The 20092-nt window shown below is 58.1% G+C and carries 19 protein-coding genes and 3 tRNA genes; 13 read left to right on the top strand and 9 right to left on the bottom strand.

The window, feature by feature from the left end; translation table 11 throughout:
- Nucleotides 1–340 precede the first annotated feature (340 nt).
- From purF to BW919_RS07795, 3 genes are all read left to right on the top strand, one after another.
- Nucleotides 341–1696 carry an amidophosphoribosyltransferase gene (gene purF, locus BW919_RS00815; RefSeq protein ID WP_088334874.1) on the top strand — a complete coding sequence of 452 codons (1356 nt, stop codon included), beginning with the start codon at nt 341–343 and terminating at the stop codon, nt 1694–1696.
- Nucleotides 1697–1960: 264 nt separating this feature from the next.
- The gene (locus BW919_RS00810; protein ID WP_088334872.1) at nt 1961–2146 is read left to right on the top strand and encodes a hypothetical protein; all 186 of its coding nucleotides are present in this window, start codon (nt 1961–1963) and stop codon (nt 2144–2146) included.
- Nucleotides 2147–2167: 21 nt separating this feature from the next.
- Nucleotides 2168–2320 carry a hypothetical protein gene (locus BW919_RS07795; RefSeq protein ID WP_157665806.1) on the top strand — a complete coding sequence of 51 codons (153 nt, stop codon included), beginning with the start codon at nt 2168–2170 and terminating at the stop codon, nt 2318–2320.
- Nucleotides 2321–2827: 507 nt separating this feature from the next.
- Here the strand turns inward: BW919_RS07795 and eno are convergent.
- Nucleotides 2828–4111 carry a phosphopyruvate hydratase gene (eno, locus tag BW919_RS00800; protein WP_088334868.1) on the bottom strand — a complete coding sequence of 428 codons (1284 nt, stop codon included), beginning with the start codon at nt 4109–4111 and terminating at the stop codon, nt 2828–2830.
- Between the two features lie 409 nt (nt 4112–4520).
- On the opposite strand from eno, the gene BW919_RS00795 reads away from it, so the two are divergent.
- Genes BW919_RS00795 through BW919_RS00785 form a run of 3 tightly spaced genes read left to right on the top strand, consistent with a single transcriptional unit; the run spans nt 4521 to nt 7192 of the window.
- Nucleotides 4521–5813: a tRNA pseudouridine(54/55) synthase Pus10 gene (locus tag BW919_RS00795; protein ID WP_157665804.1), complete on the top strand. Its 1293-nt coding sequence runs from the start codon at nt 4521–4523 to the stop codon at nt 5811–5813.
- A 24-nt stretch (nt 5814–5837) separates the two neighbouring features.
- Nucleotides 5838–5999 (top strand): DUF362 domain-containing protein, encoded by a 162-nt coding sequence (locus tag BW919_RS00790; RefSeq protein ID WP_232452987.1) that lies wholly within the window; start codon nt 5838–5840, stop codon nt 5997–5999.
- Between the two features lie 2 nt (nt 6000–6001).
- Complete coding sequence (locus BW919_RS00785; RefSeq protein WP_088334862.1) at nt 6002–7192, top strand: NAD(P)/FAD-dependent oxidoreductase; 1191 nt, start codon at nt 6002–6004, stop codon at nt 7190–7192.
- A 195-nt stretch (nt 7193–7387) separates the two neighbouring features.
- Here BW919_RS00785 and BW919_RS00780 read toward each other — a convergent pair whose 3' ends face one another.
- Nucleotides 7388–7582 (bottom strand): hypothetical protein, encoded by a 195-nt coding sequence (locus BW919_RS00780; protein WP_088334860.1) that lies wholly within the window; start codon nt 7580–7582, stop codon nt 7388–7390.
- 82 nt (nt 7583–7664) lie between these two features.
- Between BW919_RS00780 and BW919_RS00775 the strand changes: the two genes are divergently transcribed.
- Both BW919_RS00775 and BW919_RS00770 read left to right on the top strand, forming a co-directional pair.
- On the top strand, nt 7665–9029 hold the full coding sequence (locus BW919_RS00775) for a cobyrinate a,c-diamide synthase (protein ID WP_157665802.1): 1365 nt from the start codon (nt 7665–7667) through the stop codon (nt 9027–9029).
- The gene (locus BW919_RS00770) at nt 9026–9424 is read left to right on the top strand and encodes a cupin domain-containing protein (RefSeq protein ID WP_088334856.1); all 399 of its coding nucleotides are present in this window, start codon (nt 9026–9028) and stop codon (nt 9422–9424) included. Before BW919_RS00775 ends, BW919_RS00770 begins: the two co-directional genes overlap by 4 nt.
- Here the strand turns inward: BW919_RS00770 and BW919_RS00765 are convergent.
- The gene (locus tag BW919_RS00765) at nt 9372–10253 is read right to left on the bottom strand and encodes an SAM-dependent methyltransferase (protein WP_157665800.1); all 882 of its coding nucleotides are present in this window, start codon (nt 10251–10253) and stop codon (nt 9372–9374) included. The two genes, BW919_RS00770 and BW919_RS00765, sit on opposite strands and share 53 nt — an antisense overlap.
- Nucleotides 10254–10394: 141 nt before the next feature.
- Here BW919_RS00765 and BW919_RS00760 point away from each other — a divergent pair, with 141 nt between their 5' ends.
- Nucleotides 10395–11234: a hypothetical protein gene (locus tag BW919_RS00760; RefSeq protein WP_088334852.1), complete on the top strand. Its 840-nt coding sequence runs from the start codon at nt 10395–10397 to the stop codon at nt 11232–11234.
- Nucleotides 11235–11294: 60 nt separating this feature from the next.
- On the opposite strand, the gene BW919_RS00755 is transcribed toward BW919_RS00760, so the two are convergent.
- Both BW919_RS00755 and BW919_RS00750 read right to left on the bottom strand, forming a co-directional pair.
- A tRNA-Pro gene (locus BW919_RS00755) sits at nt 11295–11372 on the bottom strand.
- A gap of 47 nt (nt 11373–11419) precedes the next feature.
- On the bottom strand, nt 11420–12484 hold the full coding sequence (locus BW919_RS00750) for an aconitase X (protein ID WP_157665799.1): 1065 nt from the start codon (nt 12482–12484) through the stop codon (nt 11420–11422).
- Between the two features lie 220 nt (nt 12485–12704).
- Here BW919_RS00750 and BW919_RS00745 point away from each other — a divergent pair.
- Nucleotides 12705–12810 (top strand) — tRNA-Phe (locus tag BW919_RS00745).
- A gap of 1079 nt (nt 12811–13889) precedes the next feature.
- Here BW919_RS00745 and BW919_RS00740 read toward each other — a convergent pair.
- Nucleotides 13890–14744: a class I SAM-dependent methyltransferase gene (locus BW919_RS00740; protein WP_088334848.1), complete on the bottom strand. Its 855-nt coding sequence runs from the start codon at nt 14742–14744 to the stop codon at nt 13890–13892.
- Between the two features lie 25 nt (nt 14745–14769).
- Here BW919_RS00740 and BW919_RS00735 point away from each other — a divergent pair, with 25 nt between their 5' ends.
- Both BW919_RS00735 and BW919_RS00730 read left to right on the top strand, forming a co-directional pair.
- A complete protein-coding gene (locus BW919_RS00735; protein ID WP_232452986.1) occupies nt 14770–15423 on the top strand; it encodes an MBL fold metallo-hydrolase in 654 nt (217 codons plus the stop codon).
- Nucleotides 15424–15458: 35 nt separating this feature from the next.
- A tRNA-Gly gene (locus BW919_RS00730) sits at nt 15459–15534 on the top strand.
- Nucleotides 15535–15660: 126 nt separating this feature from the next.
- Here BW919_RS00730 and BW919_RS00725 read toward each other — a convergent pair.
- Together BW919_RS00725 and argB are read right to left on the bottom strand one after the other, a co-directional pair.
- Nucleotides 15661–16191: a hypothetical protein gene (locus BW919_RS00725; RefSeq protein ID WP_088334844.1), complete on the bottom strand. Its 531-nt coding sequence runs from the start codon at nt 16189–16191 to the stop codon at nt 15661–15663.
- Between the two features lie 336 nt (nt 16192–16527).
- A complete protein-coding gene (argB, locus tag BW919_RS00720; protein WP_088334842.1) occupies nt 16528–17268 on the bottom strand; it encodes an acetylglutamate kinase in 741 nt (246 codons plus the stop codon).
- 26 nt (nt 17269–17294) lie between these two features.
- Between argB and BW919_RS00715 the strand changes: the two genes are divergently transcribed.
- The gene (locus BW919_RS00715) at nt 17295–18635 is read left to right on the top strand and encodes a transcription antitermination factor NusB (RefSeq protein WP_088334840.1); all 1341 of its coding nucleotides are present in this window, start codon (nt 17295–17297) and stop codon (nt 18633–18635) included.
- 5 nt (nt 18636–18640) lie between these two features.
- Here the strand turns inward: BW919_RS00715 and BW919_RS00710 are convergent, their stop codons facing one another.
- Nucleotides 18641–20074, bottom strand: a complete 1434-nt coding sequence (locus BW919_RS00710; RefSeq protein ID WP_088334838.1) for a hypothetical protein — start codon at nt 20072–20074, stop codon at nt 18641–18643.
- Nucleotides 20075–20092 lie beyond the last annotated feature (18 nt).

The following is a 20092-nucleotide window of genomic DNA, read 5'->3' as shown; positions in this document are numbered from 1 at the left end:
TCCGCACCGACGCTCGCCCGTCAGCAGATCTTCCGACATGCTGATGCCCCACACGGTTTTTGCCATGCCTGCCATCTGGTTTCTCTTTGGATTCCATTCCGACTCCCTCGGTGCCGGCCAGATCGATGCGATGCTCCGGACAGACCAGTGTAGATTGCTCCCGGAGCTCGCGATCGAATCGGTGGTCCGCGTAATGACCTTCGTTCACGAATGATTCGGCTCCGTGGGTGGAGTGCTCTATCGGCTCGACCGCGTTGACCGGGTACGATATGAGCGACCACAGGAGAATCGCTACGGTCGAAGCCGTGCCCATGTAGTGTACCGCCCGGGGGTATAGTGGTTGTGCGGGATTTCCGGATGTTACCTGTTCGAGGGAAACGAGGCGGGCGTTTATAATTACCTCATCCTCCATGCGAACCAGCACAGGGGTCAAGAGTCGGCCGGAATCTGCGTGTACGATGGACTCAGACTGATCGGGAAGAAGGGAATGGGTCTAGTGACCGAAGTCTTCGATCGATCTGACCTGCGGAAGCTCTCGGGCCCGGTGGGTATCGGCCACGTTAGGTATTCTACAACTGGCACTTCCGAGCTCGTCAACGCTCAGCCGTTCAAAGTGGGGTACTCGAAGGGCGAGTTGGCTCTGGCCCATAACGGAGACATCGTGAACTCTGAGGAGCTAAGAAGGAAGCTCGTTTTTGACGGGCATGCTTTCGTTTCCGAAACTGATTCGGAGGTCATCGCCCGACTGCTCGCGGTCGCCCTCACCGAAACCGACGATATGTTCGAGGCGTTCGAGGACGTTATGGAACGGCTGATAGGTTCGTACTCCCTGACCGTGATAACGAGTCACGGTGACCTAATCGCGGTTCGGGACCCCTGGGGATTCCGGCCACTGTGCCTGGGATGGGATGAACGTGGCTTCTTCGTTTCCTCCGAGACTGTGGGTCTGGATATGCTAGGTGTGGAGGAACGCCGCGAGCTGGAGCGTGGTGAGGTAGTTTGGATTCGGGAGGGCGACGTCGAAAGTAAGGTCGTGAGAAGGGAACGCAAAGCCGTCTGTATGTTCGAATTCGTGTACTTCGCGCGACCGGATTCCATCATCGAAGGCAAATGTGTGTACGAATGTCGGAAGTGCATGGGTAAGCGACTCGCCGAGGAGGCCCCAGTCGAGTGCGATCTGGTGGTCCCCGTCCCGGATTCGGGCCGAACGGCGGCGCTTGGGTACGCGGAGTCGTTGGGAGTTCCTATGGAGGAGGGGCTGATCAAGAATCGGTACGTGGGCAGGACGTTCATCATGCCGGAGCAGGAGGAGCGCGTACGGAGCATCCGGGTGAAGTTGAACCCTATCCGGGATGTGATCAAGGGATGCTCGCTGGGCGTAGTGGACGACAGCATCGTACGCGGAAACACCTCCCGACAGATAGTGGAGATGTTGCGGGATGCAGGGGCCCGTGAGATCCACATGAGGATAGCGTCGCCTCCAGTAGTGTCCCCCTGTTATTACGGGATTGATATGGCTACGAAGGAGGAGCTCATAGCCGCAGACTTAGACGTTCCAGAAATATGTGAGAAAATCTCGGCGGACTCGCTGGCTTACCTGTCCTTGGAGGGTCTCGTCGAGTCGATCGGGTTGAAGAAACGTGAGCTATGTGTAGGTTGTTTGACGGGTGAGTATCCCACCCCGGTCCCTGAGTGATCGGGGTAAGAGGGGTGAAGCCCAGAGCCATGGACCACCGATCGTACCAACGCATAGGGTCCTTCATAGTCGAGACACTTAACTTCGTAACCGCTTGACTCATTGTCGCGGTCGGGATGTAAGTAGTGGAGAAACACTATCCAACGGTAGTCGGAGCGACAGTAATCTCTCCCCCTTAGTGATAGTCGCACCACTTCTACCGCCTCTGCTGTGACCTACCTACGAGTTCTGAGGAGGAATGGACTAGTCGTCGGGGAGGACAAGGTGCTGATAATCTACGACAAGGACGTCGCGGGAGTCCCCGTGGAAGAGATCACCTGGATTAGTGTGGACCTAGAGCTCAAGAGACAAAGACGAGACCCATCATCGGTAAGCCGACGGCCCTGCACGAAGCACATGGGTGTCCGTGAAGCGTGTGGCCGGGAGACTGTGGGCCGCGGGGACGGGTAGGCGCCTAGGTGGATGTACTGGTTGTGCGTGACCTCCTTGCAGGTTAAGGCTGCAAAGGGACAGACACTGCGCGAGGGTCCCGTGGATACCGTGATCGCGACCGAGGAGGTCGCCGAAGGGCGGGGTCTGGCGTTCAGCATCAATGAAATCCTGCGTATATTGCCGATAGTGTAGGTACTCCCGATGCTTCTGGCCGTAATCATGGGCGTGTTGAAATACTGTGAGCCGAAGGCGCCATATTTTCCTCCTCGCGGCTGCACCTCGGATTTTGGCGACGGTGTCGTTCTCGGTGAACAACCGCGTGAAGCGCGGAGCTTCATGGAATTCTTGTGTTTTTTCGGTTTGGTGGCGATGATCTTGATATTCCCAGGGTTGGGTACCTGCCTTCACGGGAGCTTGTCGGAGACCGCGGTGCCTCGCAAGTCGCTACAACCGCGCACCCTGCGGATGTTGTCAAATTAGTGATCGCCATGATCTCCCTGAATTGATGAAGATGACTTTTCTCAGTGATGTTCGCGTTGTCCATACTTCTAGCGTTCGATCGTCTTCGGAACTATGATGGATCACGCTCCCCATAGCCGCAGTTATGCCAGTAGACCGTGTATTCCCTGAGGCTGGTTTAAGCCCAAGATTGTGGTAGAGATGGTGTGGTGTCGAATGTGTGATACCGGAGAGCGGAAGTTAGGGCAGGAAGAAGTCGTTCCGAGGTCCGAACTCCGCCGTCCCGGCCAGGTCTTCCTCGATTCGGAGTAACTGGTTATACTTGGCGGTCCTCGAGCTACGAGCGGGTGCTCCGGTCTTGATTTGCCCGCACCCAAGGGCCACGGCCAAGTCGGCGATGAACGGGTCTTCAGTGTCACCGCTCCTGTGGCTTACCATTACTCCGTACCCGTGGTGAAGCGCGAGTTCACCCGCCTCCAGGGCCTCCGTCAGGGTGCCTATCTGGTTCACCTTCAGAAGCAGGGCGTTTGCCGCCCCCATCTCGATACCCTTCCGCAAGCGGTTCGGGTTCGTCACGAACAAGTCGTCACCCACGATCTGGATCTTGTCTCCTAGCTCTTCGGTGATCTTGGCAAATCCCCGGAAGTCCTCCTCGTGCAGCGGATCCTCTATGGAGACGATCGGGTACTGGCTTACTAGATCTTTGTACACGTCGATCAGCTCGTCGCGGGTGTACTTCTGACCGTATGCCCTATACGTCCCTGAGTCTTCGTCGTAGAACTCGCTCGCGGCTGCGTCCAGGGCCAACGCGATCTCCCTGCCGGGTGCATATCCGGCCTCCTCGATGGCCTCCACGAGGACGTCTAGTGGTTCCATCATATCCTTCATCGGTGGGGCGTAACCGCCCTCGTCACCCACGTTCGTAGCGATCGGCCCATACTCCTCCTCCAGCAGCTCCCCAAGGACGTGGTACGTCTCTACGCCGGCTCGAAGGGCTTCGGAGAACGATTCGAATCCGTGTGGAACGATCATATGTTCCTGGAAGTCGAGCTCGTTACCAGCGTGCTCGCCGCCGTTGATGACGTTCATGAACGGCACGGGTAGTCGGCGCGCAGTTGGACCGCCTAAGTACCGGTACAGAGGGATTCCCAGCGACTTGGCCGCTGCCCGGGCGACAGCCAGTGAGACCCCTAAAATCGCGTTCGCTCCGAGGTGAGACTTGTTCTCGGTGCCGTCGAGCTCGATCATCATGCGGTCGATGTCGGATTGGGTCGTCGCGTCGAGTCCCTCGATCTCCGGGGCTATGATCTCCTCCACGTTCCTGACGGCGCGGCGCACTCCCTTACCCCCGTAGCGATCGTCGCCGTCCCTCAACTCCAGCGCTTCGTACGTGCCCGTGGAAGCTCCGGATGGGACCATAGCCCGACCTACGGTACCGTCTTCGAGTTCCACCTCCACTTCCACCGTGGGTTCTCCGCGTGAGTCTAGCACTTCCCTAGCTTTCACGGAGGCTATCCTGGGCATGTTCTCGGACCCCCGCCTCACGATCGCACCACGGGTTAAACCGTTGCCGTTCGTGCCGTCGCGGTGGGTAGCGGCGGACTTCGATTGTGTTTAACGCACTTACGTGATGTCGGCTTGAGTCCGGAGATTACCGGCACCCAGTGGCAGACTAGTATGCCGCCTCTCCACCCGGGTGCATTCTGACTTTTTGTGCGAGTATGATGGCCACGTTGTCCGACAACGGTAGAGCAACCCACGGAGGTAGGGATGATCCACTCCGGATCTCCTCGACTAACCCGTAGCGTATGTGAAACACGGACAGCTCGGACGCTTCACCCTGCCGTCGTACTCGGGTGCAAGTCTCGAGTCATCGTCACCGATCCGTCGATGTCCAACGTCTCTAGAAGCGATCCACGGGTGGTGGTCCGCCGTGATCGATAAGCTACGAGAGGTGCTGAGACGGTTCAATCCGTGCGACCACTGCCTAGGCCGGGCTTTCGGCTACGGGTTGACAGGTCTCGAGAACTGGGAGCGAGGGCGATCCATCAAGCTGTACATAGGGATGCTAGCGCACTTGGAGGGGGAAGAGGAAACACTCGAACTACTCGCTCGATCCGGGCTGGAGGAGGCCGCAGCGGTACTCGACGACCCTCCAGAACCTGAACCCTGCGGTGTGTGCCGTGGAGTGCTGGAAAAAGTGGACGAGTTCGCTGAGGTGGTCGCGTGTGAACTGAAAGACGTCGAGTTCCGTGGATTCGTAGTGGGATCCAGATGGCCGGAGGAAATACGGGAAGCCGAGGAAGAGCTCTGGGAGATACTCGGCGTCGAGGGTGAACCAATCAAACGCGAGTTCAACAGGGAAGTCGGTAAAAGGGTGGAAAATCTACTGAACGTGCGCGCGGACCCGAGAGATCCGGATATAGAGATGGTGTTCGACTTCCGGTCCTCCTTGGAGGATCCGAAGTTCGAAATCTACGTACGCCCCGTCTACGTGCGAGGGCGCTACCTTAAGTTGAGAAGGGGGATCCCGCAGACGAAGTGGCCCTGCCCGCGGTGTGGGGGGGCGGGATGTCCGAACTGCGATTTCACTGGTAAGCTGTACACGGAGTCTGTGGAGGAACTCATTGGAATGGTGCTGAAGGATGCATTCCTGGCGGAGTCGCACAAGTTCCACGCTGCGGGTCGCGAAGATATCGACGCGAGAATGCTCGGAAATGGTAGGCCTTTCGTGATGGAACTCCTGTATCCTAAGCGCAGGAACGTCGACCTTAAGAGGGTTGAAGAAGAGATCAACCGGAAGGTGGGCGACGACGTACAGGTGGTAGGACTGGAGTACGGGGGGCCCGAAGACGTCGGGAAGGTGAAAGATCTCTCCGAGCGATCCCGAAAGAGGTACCGAGCGTGGGTGAAGTTCGGAAAACCAGTTCCAGAGGATAAGCTGAGAGAAGCCCTAGAGGAGCTGAAAAGGTGTGTAATAGAGCAAAGGACACCGAGGCGCGTGCTCCACAGGAGGGCGGACAAGGTCAGGAGAAAAAGAGTTCACGAGGCCAAGCTGGTCGAGCACGACAGAGATCGAGCCATCGTCGAGTTCCTCTGCGACCCGGGACTGTACGTGAAAGAGTTAATATCTGGAGACGCTGGACGGACGCGCCCCAGTCTCGCCGAACTTGTTGAGGTTGAAGCTGAGTGTGAACGTCTCGATGTGATCGAGTTCCTGGAATGAGGGAGGTGATTGGGGTTGAAAGTCATGGTCGAACGTTGTCTCGGGTGCGCTGCGTGCGCTGCGGTCTGCCCCAAGGATGCGCTGACGATTTCCGGTGGGAAACCAAAGTTCGGCCCTGAGTGCGACGACTGTGGCATTTGCGCTAAGGTTTGCCCGATGGGCGCCATCGAGGACGAGGGGGAGTGAAGGTGGAGTTCGATGTGGTTGTGGTTGGTGCTGGTCCGGCGGGTTCGGTCGCGGCGTGGGCTGCGGCGGAGGCAGGTTGTGATGTCTTGGTACTCGAGCGTAAGGCCGAGGTCGGTGTCCCAAAACAGTGTGCCGAGGGTATCAGCGCACATGGGCTCGAACACGCTGGAATCGAGCCACAGGACGAGTGGATCGCTACCGAGATCTCGCGTGCTCTCATTTACGCTCCCAACGGGAAGGAATTCGAGGTCCCCGGTGACGGGTACGTGTTGGAGCGTCGTGTGTTTGATAAGTGGTTGGTTGTTCGGGCTGTTGAGGCTGGTGCGGAGGTTGAGTTGTTGGCGCGTGCTCGTCGGGCGTTGGTTGATGATGGTCGGGTGGTTGGGGTCGAGTACGAGGGAGTGGATGGTGTGCATGAGGTTCGAGCACGCGTCACCATCGCCGCGGACGGGATCGAGTCTCGCATAGGAAGAACCGCAGGACTAGTCCCACCACTCAAACCCACAGAGATGTGCACATGCGCACAGTACGAGATGATAGGCGTTGATGTTGAGGAGGACGCCACGCACTTCTTCGTCGACGCCGAGTTCTTTCCGGGAGGATACTTCTGGATCTTCCCGAAGGGCGAAGGTCGGGCGAACGTGGGAGTGGGCATCCGAGGGTCCGAATCCGAACCCGGAGATGCGCTGAAGGTACTGAACCGCGCCTTGGAGGATCACGAGCTCATTTCAGAAGCTGTAGCGGAGGCCGTCCCCGTGGAGGTGAATGTGGGTGGTGTGCCGGTGTGTGGGCCTGTTGGGCGGACGTATGGTGATGGTATTCTCGTGGTGGGTGATGCGGCTCGTCAGGTTAACCCGGTGACCGGTGGTGGTCTTCACACTTCCCTGGTTTGTGGTCGGATCGCGGGCGAGGTCGCGGCCGAAGCGATCGAAGAAGACGACACGTCCGCCACCTTCCTAAAACAATACCAAGACCAATGGAAAGAAGAATTCGGTAGGATGTTCAAATACACACTGAAGGCGTCCAAGATACTTTCCGAGATGAGTAACGAGGAGCTCAACGCACTGGCGGAGGCGCTGGACCGCGAGGATATCCTCAGGTTGGTGAAAGGAGAGGGGGTCGTGAAGGTTGCCAAGAAGGTGATCGCCAGGAAACCGTCGCTCCTGAAGTACGCCAAGCACCTCATGAAATAAATACAAATACAATAAAATACGGAGTGAGGGCGTCGGTATCGGGTTTCCCCCGCCCCGGCCACACGACTTCACAGCGGCGGCGCGACCTGGGAGGCGTACCCTCCCGGGATGGACGCCGTTGCGTACCGGGCCGGAACATCCAAACAGGTGAGGGGCCGTTCTGGCCTTCCGATGATCCTATTTCCTTCCCACCTTTTACACGAGCGTCGAGGCGATCGCCGTCGCGGTCACTACTGTGGCTACGGCGATGCCCAGTGTTTCGGTGGTCAGACCTACCAACCCCACTTTCCTGCGGACGGTGGTATGGCCGCACTCGCGGCACTTAACGACGACGTAGTCTCCTTCGTCACGCTCCTCCAGGTTGGAGGAACCGCATCCCCTGCATCGCATAGATGTAAAGCTTTCCCCCGAGCGGTCGGCGTGGAAGTCCTGTATATCAAATTTTATGGTACACGGAAACAGGGGTGTCCTGTTGCCGATACCCCGGATCGTACTCGCTGGCTCGTCCAGCGCTTGTGGTAAGACTGTGATAACCGCTGGCATAATTAGGGCGCTACGAGACGACGGATACGAGGTGCAACCGTTCAAGGTGGGCCCCGATTATATCGATCCGTCGTACCACTGGCTGGCTTCCGGGCGACCGTGTGGTAACCTCGACACGTTCCTCTTCCGCGAGAAGCACGTTATATGGCTCTTCCAGCACCGATGTGAGGGCGCCGATCTCGCCGTCGTGGAGGGAGTTCGAGGGCTTTACGAGGGTATCGGCGCTGTCGGTGTTAGGGGAAGCACGTACCACGTCTCCGAGGTCCTTAACGCGCCCGTAGTGTTGATCGTCGACGCCCGGAGTCTCACCAAGAGTGTGGCGGCGCTGGTGAAGGGATACACAGAACTGGAAGGAGCGAACATAGTCGGCGTGATACTGAACCGCATCAGGTCAGAGGTTCACTACCGCAAGGCGCGACGCGCTCTGGTTAAATACACCGATGTCAAAGTCCTGGGTTACGTCCCCAGGGACCGCAGGCTCAAGGTGGATTACCGGCATTTGGGTTTGGTACCGACTCCCGAACGCCTCGAGGAGATGAGGGAACGTCTCCGCACAGTGGCTGAAGTGATCTCCGAGCACGTGGACCTGGACTCGCTCATCGATGTGGCGAAGGCCGCCGGCCCACTGGGGCCAGGGGAGCGTCCCTGGGAAGTGAACCCGACCAAATGCCGCATCGCCGTGGCTAAGGATGAAGCCTTCAACTTCTACTACCCGGAGAACCTAGAGGCGCTCGAGGAGAACGGCGCGAAGCTCCTGGAGTTCAGCCCAGTACGCGACGAGGACGTTCCACCCGACGCTGATGCACTTTACATCGGAGGTGGCTATCCGGAGCTGTTCGCACGTCAGCTGGAAGATGCCGAGAGTACGCGTGACTCCATCCGAGAGTTGGCGGAGTCGGGTGCTCCGATATACGCGGAATGCGGCGGCTTTATGTACCTGTGTAAGGAGCTCAGGTGGAACGAGGACAGGTACAGGTGGGTAGGAGTCTTTGACGTAGCGGTCGAAATGACGGATAGGGTTCAAGGTCTCAGCTACACGGTCGCCCGCGCCGTGGACGACACCCCGGTAACGCGTAAGGGTGAGATGTTCAAGGGCCACGAGTTCCATTACTCACGCCTCGTGAGGCCAGAAGGTCTCGAGAGCGCGTATCGGATAATCCGCGGTCAAGGTTGGCGCGGACGGGAGGGATTCCGACCCAAAGACTTCCCGAACGTGTTGGGAACGTACGTCCACGTACACGCGGCCTCCCATCTGACGTTCGCCACTAACTTCGCGGGGAGTGTCGAGTCTTGAAACGTAGCCCGCGTGACTCCGAACCCTACGTGACACTCGACGGCTCGCTGATCTACGAAGTCGTACGTCCAGAGTTCTCCCGCGTTAAGACCGTGAGCCTGGCTGTCGCGGAGGTTCCACCAGGAGAGTCCACGGTACCGCACTACCACATCGACTTTGACGAGGTGTACTGGGTCCTGGAGGGTCGGGGCATCGTACACGTCGGATCGAGATCTTTGGAGGTTCATCCGGAGAACTGTGTGGAAATCCCACGTGGCTCGGTACACTGGGTCGAGAACGACGGCTCGGAGACGCTGAGGATACTTTGTGTGTGCTCCCCTCCTTACCGCCACGAGACCACCATCACTCTCGGAAGTAAACGAACGTCTCGTTCGAGCTCGCCGACTCGAGATTGACGTTCTCCACCGCGAACCCCGCCTCTTCGATCTCCCCCATGAACCATTCCAACACATCGTCCTCCGCCGGCGCCACCTTCACGAAACCCCACGCGACATCGTTCTCGAGATGCTCCAACAGCCGAAGGACCGCATACAGGTCGTCCTCGGGGTTTCCGGAGTAAATGTCCGAGAGCAGCGTCACTTTCTCCCCAGGAAATCCGACCCCGATCATCTCGGGGAGGACGAACTCGTGGGCCGTGATACGCAGGTGATGCACGTTCTCCAGCTCTCTCACTCGATCCTCCAACCTCGCTGGGTCGACGGCGACCACGTTCTCCGCAACCTGCGCCGCGAAGGACGACCAGCCTCCGGGAGCCGACCCTAAGTCCACCACGAGATCCGTGAAGGACGGCTCACGCGTCGACACGAACTCCAACAATTTCACCAACGCTCGGTTCTTATGAAGCTTCGAAGGATTCACCCCGTAGCCTCCTACCTCTACCCCCCAGTCGGAGGAGTAATGTATTTTGACCTTCGCCCCGAGACACCTAGCGGAAAGCCTAAGGTGATGCACGCGGTCCGAGTCCAAGAGGTTCTCCACGTACCGTCCGGTCACAACCTCCTTCACCTCGCCCGCCAATTCTATTCTCCTCCGACCGGGTAGCGATTTCCCCTCCAGCGTAGTGACTTCCACATCATACCCTAGCTCCAACAGTCCCGCGAGCGTCAGTTCTGCCGGGGTGATGCGCGCCCTTCCGATTATTGGTAGGAACTTGTCCAGCCCTGCTCGGTACGCGATAGAGTACAGGTCGCCGTGGAACAGCTCCACTACGTTCGGCTCAGACACGTCGCGATACCCCTTCAGTGTTCTCTGTGTTCGACATAACTGATATAGTACAACGGCTAGTGTGTTGGTGTGTCGGCGCTACGGCTGGGAGCAGGGGTCCATCCGAGCGTCACGTAAAACTTTCACGTAGGGGGAGTCCCGGTGGCTCTGGAGAATCTGGTGGATCTGCTGGACGTACGTAACGAAAACACCAGACACTCGTACCGCTTCGTTTTACGAAGACTGGACGAATTCCTCCGGAGGATCTTGGAGGACGAGGAGCCGGAAGAGTGGCTCAAGAAGGCTCCAGACGAGGAGATTTTAGAGGTGGCACGCGAGCTCCGTAACCTTCTGGTAGAGTCAGTCCGTAACATGGAGTTGGACCACGAAATGGGTAGACTGTGCTGGTACGCACTCACTAAGGCCCTACGAGCCGTTGGTAGGGATCCACTGCTCATCCTGACCGTGAAGGCGTACGGATCGCCCGCATCGCCTGAGATGACCGAGCAGGACGCTCGCGAAGTTTTAGAGCTGGTAGATTTGATCGAGGAATGGGCAAAAGAAAACAAGGACGCATCCTGGTGGGCGCCGTTCAGAATCATCGCCGAATCGGGAATCAGCGTGATGGACCTAGTGAGAATGCGTTGGGAGGACGTGTGTCCCGGCGAGCCTTGGCTGGAAGGAACACCGGACGAGCTCCGTCTGAGGGTCGAGAAACCGGAGGAAACCATCGAGTTCCCCATCACCGAACGAGGACTGGAGGCACTCCGAGAGCTGGCGGAATGGACCGGTATAGATCCGACAGAGGAACCCGAACGTCCGGTACTAATGAGCGAGGACGACGAGTACCACACGGACGCGCAGCGCGTGGACTCCTGGAGGGCTAGGCTGACGTATCGCTGGCGTGAAGCCCAACGGAGCGTAATAGGAGAATCAGAGTGGAGGATCAAGGATCTCACCAGAGCCACAAGGATACTGCGGCTACCCGAGCTACGTCGGTAACATTGTTCACTCACTCATCAGAATCCGGATCGTTATGATGTTCGCAACGATTCCTGAGATTGGTGGGGCCGCCCGGATTTGAACCGGGGTCTCCGGCCCCCAAAGCCGGAAGGATAGACCAGGCTACCCCACGGCCCCGACTCGGAGCTGTTCCGGACTTAGTCCTACTTATGATTTTTCCCCGATCACAGCGGACCCACGTTCACCTCGACCCGTGACGCCAAGTAGTGGGCGGCCTTCAGCGAGTCTGTGAACACCACGTCGTAGACGTCCTCGATCGGCGCGACTACGGGGCACGTTCCCCGGAGCCTGTGCCCGTCGAGTGTCGCGTTCGCCGGACAGCAGATCGCGCAGCCGTCGAACCTCGGAATCTCACCGTCGGGTCTGTGAGGACACCCGGTGAACGAGAATCCCTCACGCTCCGTCCCGAACCTCTCCTCTATAAGGTCGAACACGTCCTTCCGCTCCACCTCGATCCTCTCGGTACCGTCCACCCGTGGCTCCTCCGGCGTGATCCCTGGAATGTAAGCCATAGCCAGCGCTCCCGAGGCCGCCGCCGCGGCTCCCATGTACTTCACGTTCGACAATGAGGGAACCGTTGGCAATCTCAGTACCGGGATCCCGTCGAGCACCTCCCCCAGGTAGTATCCCAGCGCCGACCACTCAAAGTCGTTCCGCGGCTCGAACTCGACGACCACTTCGTACTCCGCCACCCGGTTCTCGTCCAGGTGCATCCCGTACTCCGGGATCCTCCCCACGACCGCCGCCGCGACAGTCGCCGGTGCCCCTTCACGGTTCGCCCGCGCACCGTAATACGTGTTCGCCACGAAGACGGCGGAGGATTCCCCCCACGCCAGGAGATCACCGCGTGAGGGTTGGAACCCCTGCTGGTACGGCACGCACGTGTACACCGGGGCCGTGCCCAGCGACTCCAAGGCGTCCATGATCTCGCGTTGCCTCCGCTCGAACTCCTCGTCTACCGGGAGGTTACCGTCCAGACAGATGCCACATGGGTTCACGCTCGTCGGGACCGAGACCTTCAGACCAGCCTCCGCTACCTTCCTCAGGAACCTCAGTCCCGCGTCACCGATCGTTCCGTACGACACCCCGGACACGTGCACCGAGGCGGGCCTCACGAGTCGCTTCGCGTCGAAGACATCCCCGAGCTTTACCAACACTTCCATGAGCTTGGCCTTCAGCTCGCCCTCCTCACCGTTCAGGATCCGCTCCTCCTCTTTCGTCAGGTACAATCCCGGGCACCCCACCAATCATAGTCCTCGCAGACGGATGTCGACGATTCTCCCCTTACACCTAGCCTACCTTCGATCGTCGGCGCGAGCTCCGCGAACATCCCCTTAAGTTGCACAAATAGCCAGGCCCCTGCGAGAGCCTAATACGGACGCCCGACCCAGACATCAGGCTGGCGACAAAGTTAAATAGAAAGTGTGTATCGCCGGCCGTGACGTCGGAGCCGCGGCAGCTCAGCCTGGGAGAGCGCCGGACTGAAGAGGGCCCGCGGGTATCCCGCGGGCCCATGGCCATCCGGTGGGCCCGGGTTCAAATCCCGGCCGCGGCACCCCATGATCGTTATGAATATCAGAACGTATCGTTTCTAAGTTACAAAAAGAAGATGTCGGCAAATCGTGACTGTTTTCCCCTCAAATTCCGGACTAGATGTCCGAAGGTCCCCATGCGGTACGTGAGCTGTTATCCGGACTGTACAGCGTGTGCTGAGGAATTCGAGGTTCGCGCCGGCTCTCAGGAGGAATTCTTCACCATCGTTCCCTTCAACTACGTTGTGGACCAGGGCTTACCTGCGCTATCGTCGGTTCGTCGAGAATCGGTGCCTGCCAGGTGGCCTGGTGCCCAGCAGGGTGGCGTATATCGAAACGTCGATAGAGGGCGTCGGTGCGGTGGGTCGTCGGGATCGGAGCTAGTTGGTGCATTCCAGCATGCGGTTAGCCTCGACTCGTTCCCGTTCCGTCCGGGTATGTGGATCCCCAGTTAGGGAGGCTCGAACTATCCTCTCTCCCTCGCCCTCACGATTCCCCATAGCAACCTAAGCTCGAGAGTGCTCGATGTCGGCCTTTCGGGATCACGTACCAGACGGTTGGGAGAGGCACTCTCATCAGGTCTCTTGACGTGAGGTCCTCGGACTGGTGGATCTCTCGATGGGTTACCAGACCGACTGGGGGGTCTTTCGTCGTTAGAACCCCCGGGAACCGATGCACTATTTATTCGGGCTACCTGAACGAGGCCATCCGGGTCTGTGCAAGTCCCTCGACACTAAGTTCCCGATGACGGTTCGATCTGGGACTGTTTACGGCACTGACGACGATCCGGGGCACTCTGTCTGATATTAGCATCTATAACAGTTCGCGAATACTTGTGTGGATGTCATTTACGATTGAAACCGGTCCTATACTAGTTAAATCATTGTCGTCTTCAGACCCTCTAATGTAACTACTTTACGATCACTTCAAAACCGAGGTAACTACGCTACCTGTCGAATGTCTGTACGTAAGCGGTACGACTTTAACATGAGCGGTTGTGGTCAATGGTACGTGAAAGTTCTACCTCCTGACTACGGGTATGGGGATGGACGATATTGGACTCCTACGTAAGGCGACATCGTAGGGGGTGGCCGTCTCTGGGTCAGTCTCGTAGGCGGCGGCAGACGCTGAGCTCGTGATCGTACTTGGACACCGGCTTAACGTCCTCGAACAGCTCGATCAGAAGGCCTCGGATCTCCCGCACGGCTCGCGTCCAGGAGGAGAAGCCATGGCAGATGACGGTGGTGTTGACTCGTGGACGTTCCTCGGAGAGCTTTTCTAGGAACTCGAAGGTGGACGCGTACGGTGGGTCCGCGGTGAGGAGGTCGATCGGTTCGAACTCCCGCAAGTCGACGTCGCGGAAGTCGGCCTCGATTACCTCGACCCCTTCCGACTCTAGACGTTCGCGGACCTTTGGATGCACCTTCAGATCTATCGCGTAGACCTCTTTGAAGTCCGCCTCGACCGCGGCGAGCGCCCCAGCACCGGTCCCGGTGAAGACGTCGACAGCGCGCTCCCCTTTGAAGCTTTCGACGACCTCGACTAGGGCCGGATTTGGCCCGACGATCTCGCGGGCGCCGAGGACGACGTACTCGATGCCCAACCGATCACAGACCCTGTGGATGGGGGAATCCTCCTCGATCACCCCTTCTTTCAGGGCTCGTTCCAGCGGCAGGTACCGGAACTCCTCGGTCTCGTCCTTGAGGCCCGCCCCGACGATGGAGACGCGGACCACTACGTCATGCCCGTGGGCGGCCAGGTATCCCTCGGTGTACCCTTCGAGGTATTGGCGGTTACGGCCGCCTTTTCCCTCAACGTTCTTACGCTGATTGGTCAGGATATGCACGTGGAGAGCGTCGTCGGATACCACGGTGACGTGCGTCCAGGCGTCCGGGTCGAACACAGTCCTCCGGAGAGCCTCCCGTACGGCTTTCAGCGCGAGTTCCTCTGGTCGCATGGGGGAGTCGCCCCCTTTGTTGGAGGTGTACTCAGACGGCGAAGTGAGGGTGTTCCGGGTCGGCGGTAAGGGGATTACACCCTCGCCGGACTGCAACTGTTACCTGTTGGCCGTGGGTGACGAGGGGATCCTCATCGATCTAGGAGCTTCCGGAGAGGTCATCGAGAAGTTACCCGGGAACGTGGACGTCAGGTACGTCTTGCTCACGCACTGCCACTTCGATCACGCAGCCTCGGGTCCTGACGCCCTGGAAGCCGGGCTCGAGATAGGAGTGCACCGAGCGGAGACCGAGGTGCTGCGAGAGGGAGACGCCGAACTGTCGGCGGCGTACCTTTTCGGACGTTCGATGCCAGCGTACGAGCCGTCCTTCACGTTCCGAGACAAGGAGACGTTCGACGTGGGTGGTGAAGAGGTGGAGGTACTGTACACCCCAGGACACTCCCCCGGGAGCTGCTGTTTCCTGCTCGGTGACTTGGCGTTCACCGGGGATACCGTGTTCGGGTTCGGTCCTGGTAGGTGGGACCTCCCGGGCGGGGATAGGGAGAAGCTGTGCGAGTCTTTGGAGCGGCTGTTGAGCACAGGCGTTCGGTCGATATTCCCCGGGCACGGATACGAGGTGATCGGGGAGGCAGTCCCGGCAATAGAGGCGGCGTTGCGTGAGGCCGAAAAAGATATTTAGTAAGTAGACTGGGGAGCTGGGATGACAGCGGGTGAGCGGCCGCAGTCTAGTCTGGTAGGACGCGGGCCTGCCGAGCCCGTGGCCCGGGTTCAAATCCCGGCGGCCGCACCAGACCTCGAATCGTTACAAGAGCCGTAACATTACTGAGGATCGTGGGAAGCCGCTAAATCCAAGGGCTGACTTTTCTCGATGTGGCGGCCTTCTCGGTGGTGTCTGGTTTCTTGGTGATGGACAACATCACGTGACCCTGGCCGGAGAGCTTGAGGAAGCCACGGTCTCCATGTGGATATTTCCCCACCAACACAGGATGCTCCCCGTCTGTACGTGTGCGGTGTCTCCCTCCAGCTTCAGCGACGCGACTACGGGGCTCGAACACGCGAGAACCACGATATCAGGTCCTACGCACTCGACCACCTTAATCTCGTCGTTCTGTAGTTCCACGGTCTCGAAGTCAAGGCAGGCGAGGAGACGGTCCGTATTCACGACGATCCGTTCGCCCTCATCGATCGCAAGCACCCGCAGATACGGATCACCGACTATCATGACCTCGCTCTCACGAGCGGCGATCGATATGAAATTGCCTGGTTCGTTGAGCGGCTCCAGGGACGGTCTACCACGGAAGGCTACGATATTGCTCTTACGAGAGATGACTCTGGCTCCGTTGATCTTAATCCTACAGAATGAAGTCAACTGCGGGGGAAGATCTTGCGGGTGTAGGACCTCGACGGATACACCGCCATGCTTCCCTACCGACACGAGTCGGACCAATTTTACGACGACGCCCCCTTCAGCTGGGTGGTCCCCATCATGCCCGGGATGGGGTCAGCCGGGATGACAATCATCACCTGCGGGCAGGACACACTTCACCCTTCCGGGACGTCCAGTACGCCTACGCTTCGGCCTCGGCTCTCAGAAGGACCCACGCGTAAGAGACGTGTGAACGATACCCCCCACGATCATCGCCCCTACCGAGGAAGTACCGGACATGGGGGAGTACCTACCCTCCATGTCTAAGTAGACGTTCTACGGCGCGGTCCCTAGGTTCGCACCCGTCCAATACACTCGGGAGTTTGTATTTTTCGATTTTCTCGCCAAGGTGCTCGGCTACCTCATGATAGTTCCCCTCCCCTCGAGCAACCCTTCAAGGTTCGTGATCACGGCCTCCCGGCATCCCGCCTCCACAGCCATCTTGGCGGCTTCAAGCTTCGGCACCATACCTCCGGTGACGATTCCCTTTTCTTCAAGCTCCTCGACGTCCTCCGGGCGCACCAGTCCGATAATGGTCTCGGGGTCGTCTAGATCTTCCAAGACTCCTGGCACGTTCGTCAGTAGTACGAGCCGATCCGCGCGCATTACCCCGGCGATGGCCCCAGCGGCTGTATCGGCGTTCACGTTGTACATGGTCCCGTCTTCGCCCACCCCAATAGGGGCAACCACCGGGACGTACCCGGCATCCAGCAGTGATTCGAGTAACTCGGCATTGACGCGCTTAACGTCCCCCACGTACCCAAGATCCACCTCCTTCCCGTCGATAACCTCCGACCTCTCTTCTGCTATCAGGAGACCGCCGTCGACTCCGGACAAGCCTAACGCGTTGATGCCTTCCGAGCGCAGCTCGGCCACCAAGCGTTTGTTCACTAAACCGGCCAAGACCATCGTCACCACGTGCAACGTCTCTCGGTCGGTGAGTCTGAGTCCGCGGACGAACTTCGGTTCGAGTCCCATGCGCTCCATCACGTCCGAGACCTCCGGACCGCCACCGTGCACCACGATGGTGTCATCGATGACCTGGGCTAGGTCTTCAACACGGTCCAGTATCTCTCCACCCACTTTGATGACTTCCACCGTATCACCCGCCGGGGTGGCGGTGCATGGAGAACCAACTTCTGGCGGTTAAAGCCTTGGTCCTCGTGGAAACCCGTGGAATGCCGATACCCGAGGCCGTGGAGCGTACTTGCCGGGACCGTTCGACCGACGTCCGACGATCCGTGCAGGCATTCGTGTACGAAACGATCAAGCGGCGGAACCTATTGGACGAACTCATAGCAACGGGTTCGGACGTACATCCAGAGGACGTGAGGTCGCCTTACGTGCGCCAGATACTCAGGGTCGGCACCATGGAGATGAAAATCTGGGGGAACCCTTCACCAGCGGTGACCGACTGCATGGTCAGGATCGCGAAGAAGCTAGTGGGGAGCAGGGCGGGAGCTTTCGTCAACGCCGTACTCCGCGGCGTGGAACGCGTCTCCGTGAAGAACGTGCTGGAGGATCGCCCATGGACGGAACGCCTCGCGCTGGAGTACGGGCATCCCGAGTGGTTCGTGCTCTACATGCTGGAAATCTTCGGAGGTGATCGGGATAGAGTCGAGTTACTTCTGCGCGCGAACAACAGGGTACCGCCGCAGTACCTCCGAGTAAATCGGTTGAAGTTGGACCCGCTGACCGCGGATGACGTATTGGAGAGAGAGTACGGTATCGTGACAGAGCCCACCTTCTTAGAAGAGGTGCGTGCGCTGGTCAGAGGCAGAGGGTACGGATCGAAGGCTTGGCGGGAGGGACTGTTCGACGTGCAGGATCTCGCGTCGGCGTCCGCGTCCGCCGCCCTGGGAGCCGAGCCGGGCGAGACCGTGCTCGACATCTGCGCAGCACCGGGTAGTAAAACCACACACACGGCGGAGCGCATGTTCGACGAAGGTGAGGTGTGGGCCGTGGACAGATCGGAACTGGGACTCCGGGTCTTGGAACGCCGGTGCCGTCGGCTCGAGATAACCTGTGTCCGAACGATCTGTCGGGACGCCCGTGGGCTGACGGTGGACGACTTGCCCGGCGTCCCGGATCGTATATTGGTGGACCCACCGTGCTCGACCACAGGGGTCTGGAACAGGAACCCGGACAGCCGGTGGAAACCCAAGCCGTTGGAACGGTTCGCGGAAAGGCAATGGGAGATACTGGAACCAGCGCTCCGTATCGCGGAAGAATACGGTTGCACGTTGGTGTACTCGACGTGCTCGGTATCGTGGGAGGAGAACGAGGCGATCGTGAAACGCGCCCTGGAGGAGTTCGACGTGAAACTAGTTGACGTCGACGTACCAGGGTCACCCGGGATCGAAGAGTTTCGTGGGGAGCGGTTCCGTGAGTACAGGAAGGTGCGACGGTACTGGCCGTTCAGGCACGACACTGCCGGATTTTTCGTCGCGAAAATGAAGGGGTAAGGAAATCAATCGTAGACGAAGAGCGTCGGTGTCCCCTCTCCAGAAGAACTATCGAAGAGCAATCCTATATCTACCATTCCGGATACCCAATCCGGCATGTCGTCTGGATCCGCGGAGTCGATGAACTTCACCGTGATCGTACCGCCATCCTCTTCACATTTAGCTACCAAGAGTCTACCACCGTAGACGTAAAAGTATGAGTTAGGATCCGGGTCCAGCCCCCAAACGACGAGCGCTCCGTCGTAGAGACTGTCCGTGAACTTCAGCACGTACTTCTTCGCGTTGTCCTTCCAATCCACTTTCTTTTCCACAACGTCCAAGTGCTCGGGCCGGATCCTCTTAAGCTTCAGTCCGACGAAAGGATAGACAACTTTGGCTGCAATGTCTGGGTTCTGGAAGAGCAAAGTTGTGAACCCGTGATATCGCTCGACGTATCGGTACACTCGACCGTTGAACACGAACCCATCGTGGTCTTCCCTAAGGTTGATTGTGAACCAACGCTTACCGTTCTCCCGGTAAATTAAAATCTTTTTAGGTTTATCATCATTCCACTCGATTTTGAAAACAGCTCTGCCATCAATCCCTTCGTCACTGAAAAACTTCTGCTTAGACTCCATCCACCGAAAGTTAAACTCTGAAATCAGTTGTTCATAATTGGTTTTGCACACATCGCACTCTTCTGTTTTCGGGTTAAGTGTGTGTACTTCGCGCATGGCTCGAAGACGTCGAAGACCCGATACGGTGAGGTTCCAGCTGGCCCCGAGCGCCATCTTCTCGTTCGCATACACTTTACAATGGATTCCTAACTCGTCCTTACGTCTACCTTCTGCTTCTCTAATTTCGAATCCTAAAGCCGCCCATTCTTTCAATACTTTCTCATCATTTTCTCCCGACGCTACTAGAAGGCAAAGCTCAATGTTTGAGTTCTTCAATCCCTTCAGTGATATGACACCTTCGTTTACTAAATCTTCGGGACTTGACACCCAAGGGCTGGCTAGGTACACGAACTCGTCAGCGCTTTCTATCAGCCGGTTGAGAACTTTCTCAGAGAAGTACTCATCAGGAACGTCCTCGTCCTTGCCTGGTAGAACTTCCGATATCGTTTTGGCTATCGACTTGAAGTACGTAGAGGGTGACTTAAGCTCTGATGAGAGAGTCTCTGAGACTGTTTTCTGAAAATCCTCGGATGATATTCCGATCGATTCTATCGTATTAGAGATACGCTCGGATATTTCCTTCAGTACCCATCCCTCGGAGTTAAACAGGTCACTCAGACCAATATTACGCTTTCGAGCTTCCCTAAGTACATCCGAAACAATGTTCTCAGCCATCTGCCTGACGTACCGTTTGGTGATGGGGTCCTTCGCGTATTTTTCAACGATCGTGGATATAATGTTGCTGAGGATGGTCTCCAAAATCACGTACTGGATCTGGACCACCTTTCGGTACCCCCCACA

It is taken from the genome of Methanopyrus sp. KOL6, assembly GCF_002201915.1.
Classification (GTDB): domain Archaea; phylum JAADCQ01; class Methanopyri; order Methanopyrales; family Methanopyraceae; genus Methanopyrus.
The sequence above is the reverse complement of the archived record's forward strand: the minus strand, read 5'-3'. Positions and strand labels throughout refer to the sequence as shown.

Bases quoted from the DNA above. Each gene is read 5' to 3' on its own strand.
- eno (WP_088334868.1), bottom strand. From the start codon at position 4,111: ATGCCCAGGATAGCCTCCGTGAAAGCTAGGGAAGTGCTAGACTCACGC.
- BW919_RS00790 (WP_232452987.1), top strand. From the start codon at position 5,838: ATGGTCGAACGTTGTCTCGGGTGCGCTGCGTGCGCTGCGGTCTGCCCC.
- BW919_RS00780 (WP_088334860.1), bottom strand. From the start codon at position 7,582: ATGCGATGCAGGGGATGCGGTTCCTCCAACCTGGAGGAGCGTGACGAA.
- BW919_RS00740 (WP_088334848.1), bottom strand. From the start codon at position 14,744: ATGCGACCAGAGGAACTCGCGCTGAAAGCCGTACGGGAGGCTCTCCGG.
- BW919_RS00715 (WP_088334840.1), top strand. From the start codon at position 17,295: ATGGAGAACCAACTTCTGGCGGTTAAAGCCTTGGTCCTCGTGGAAACC.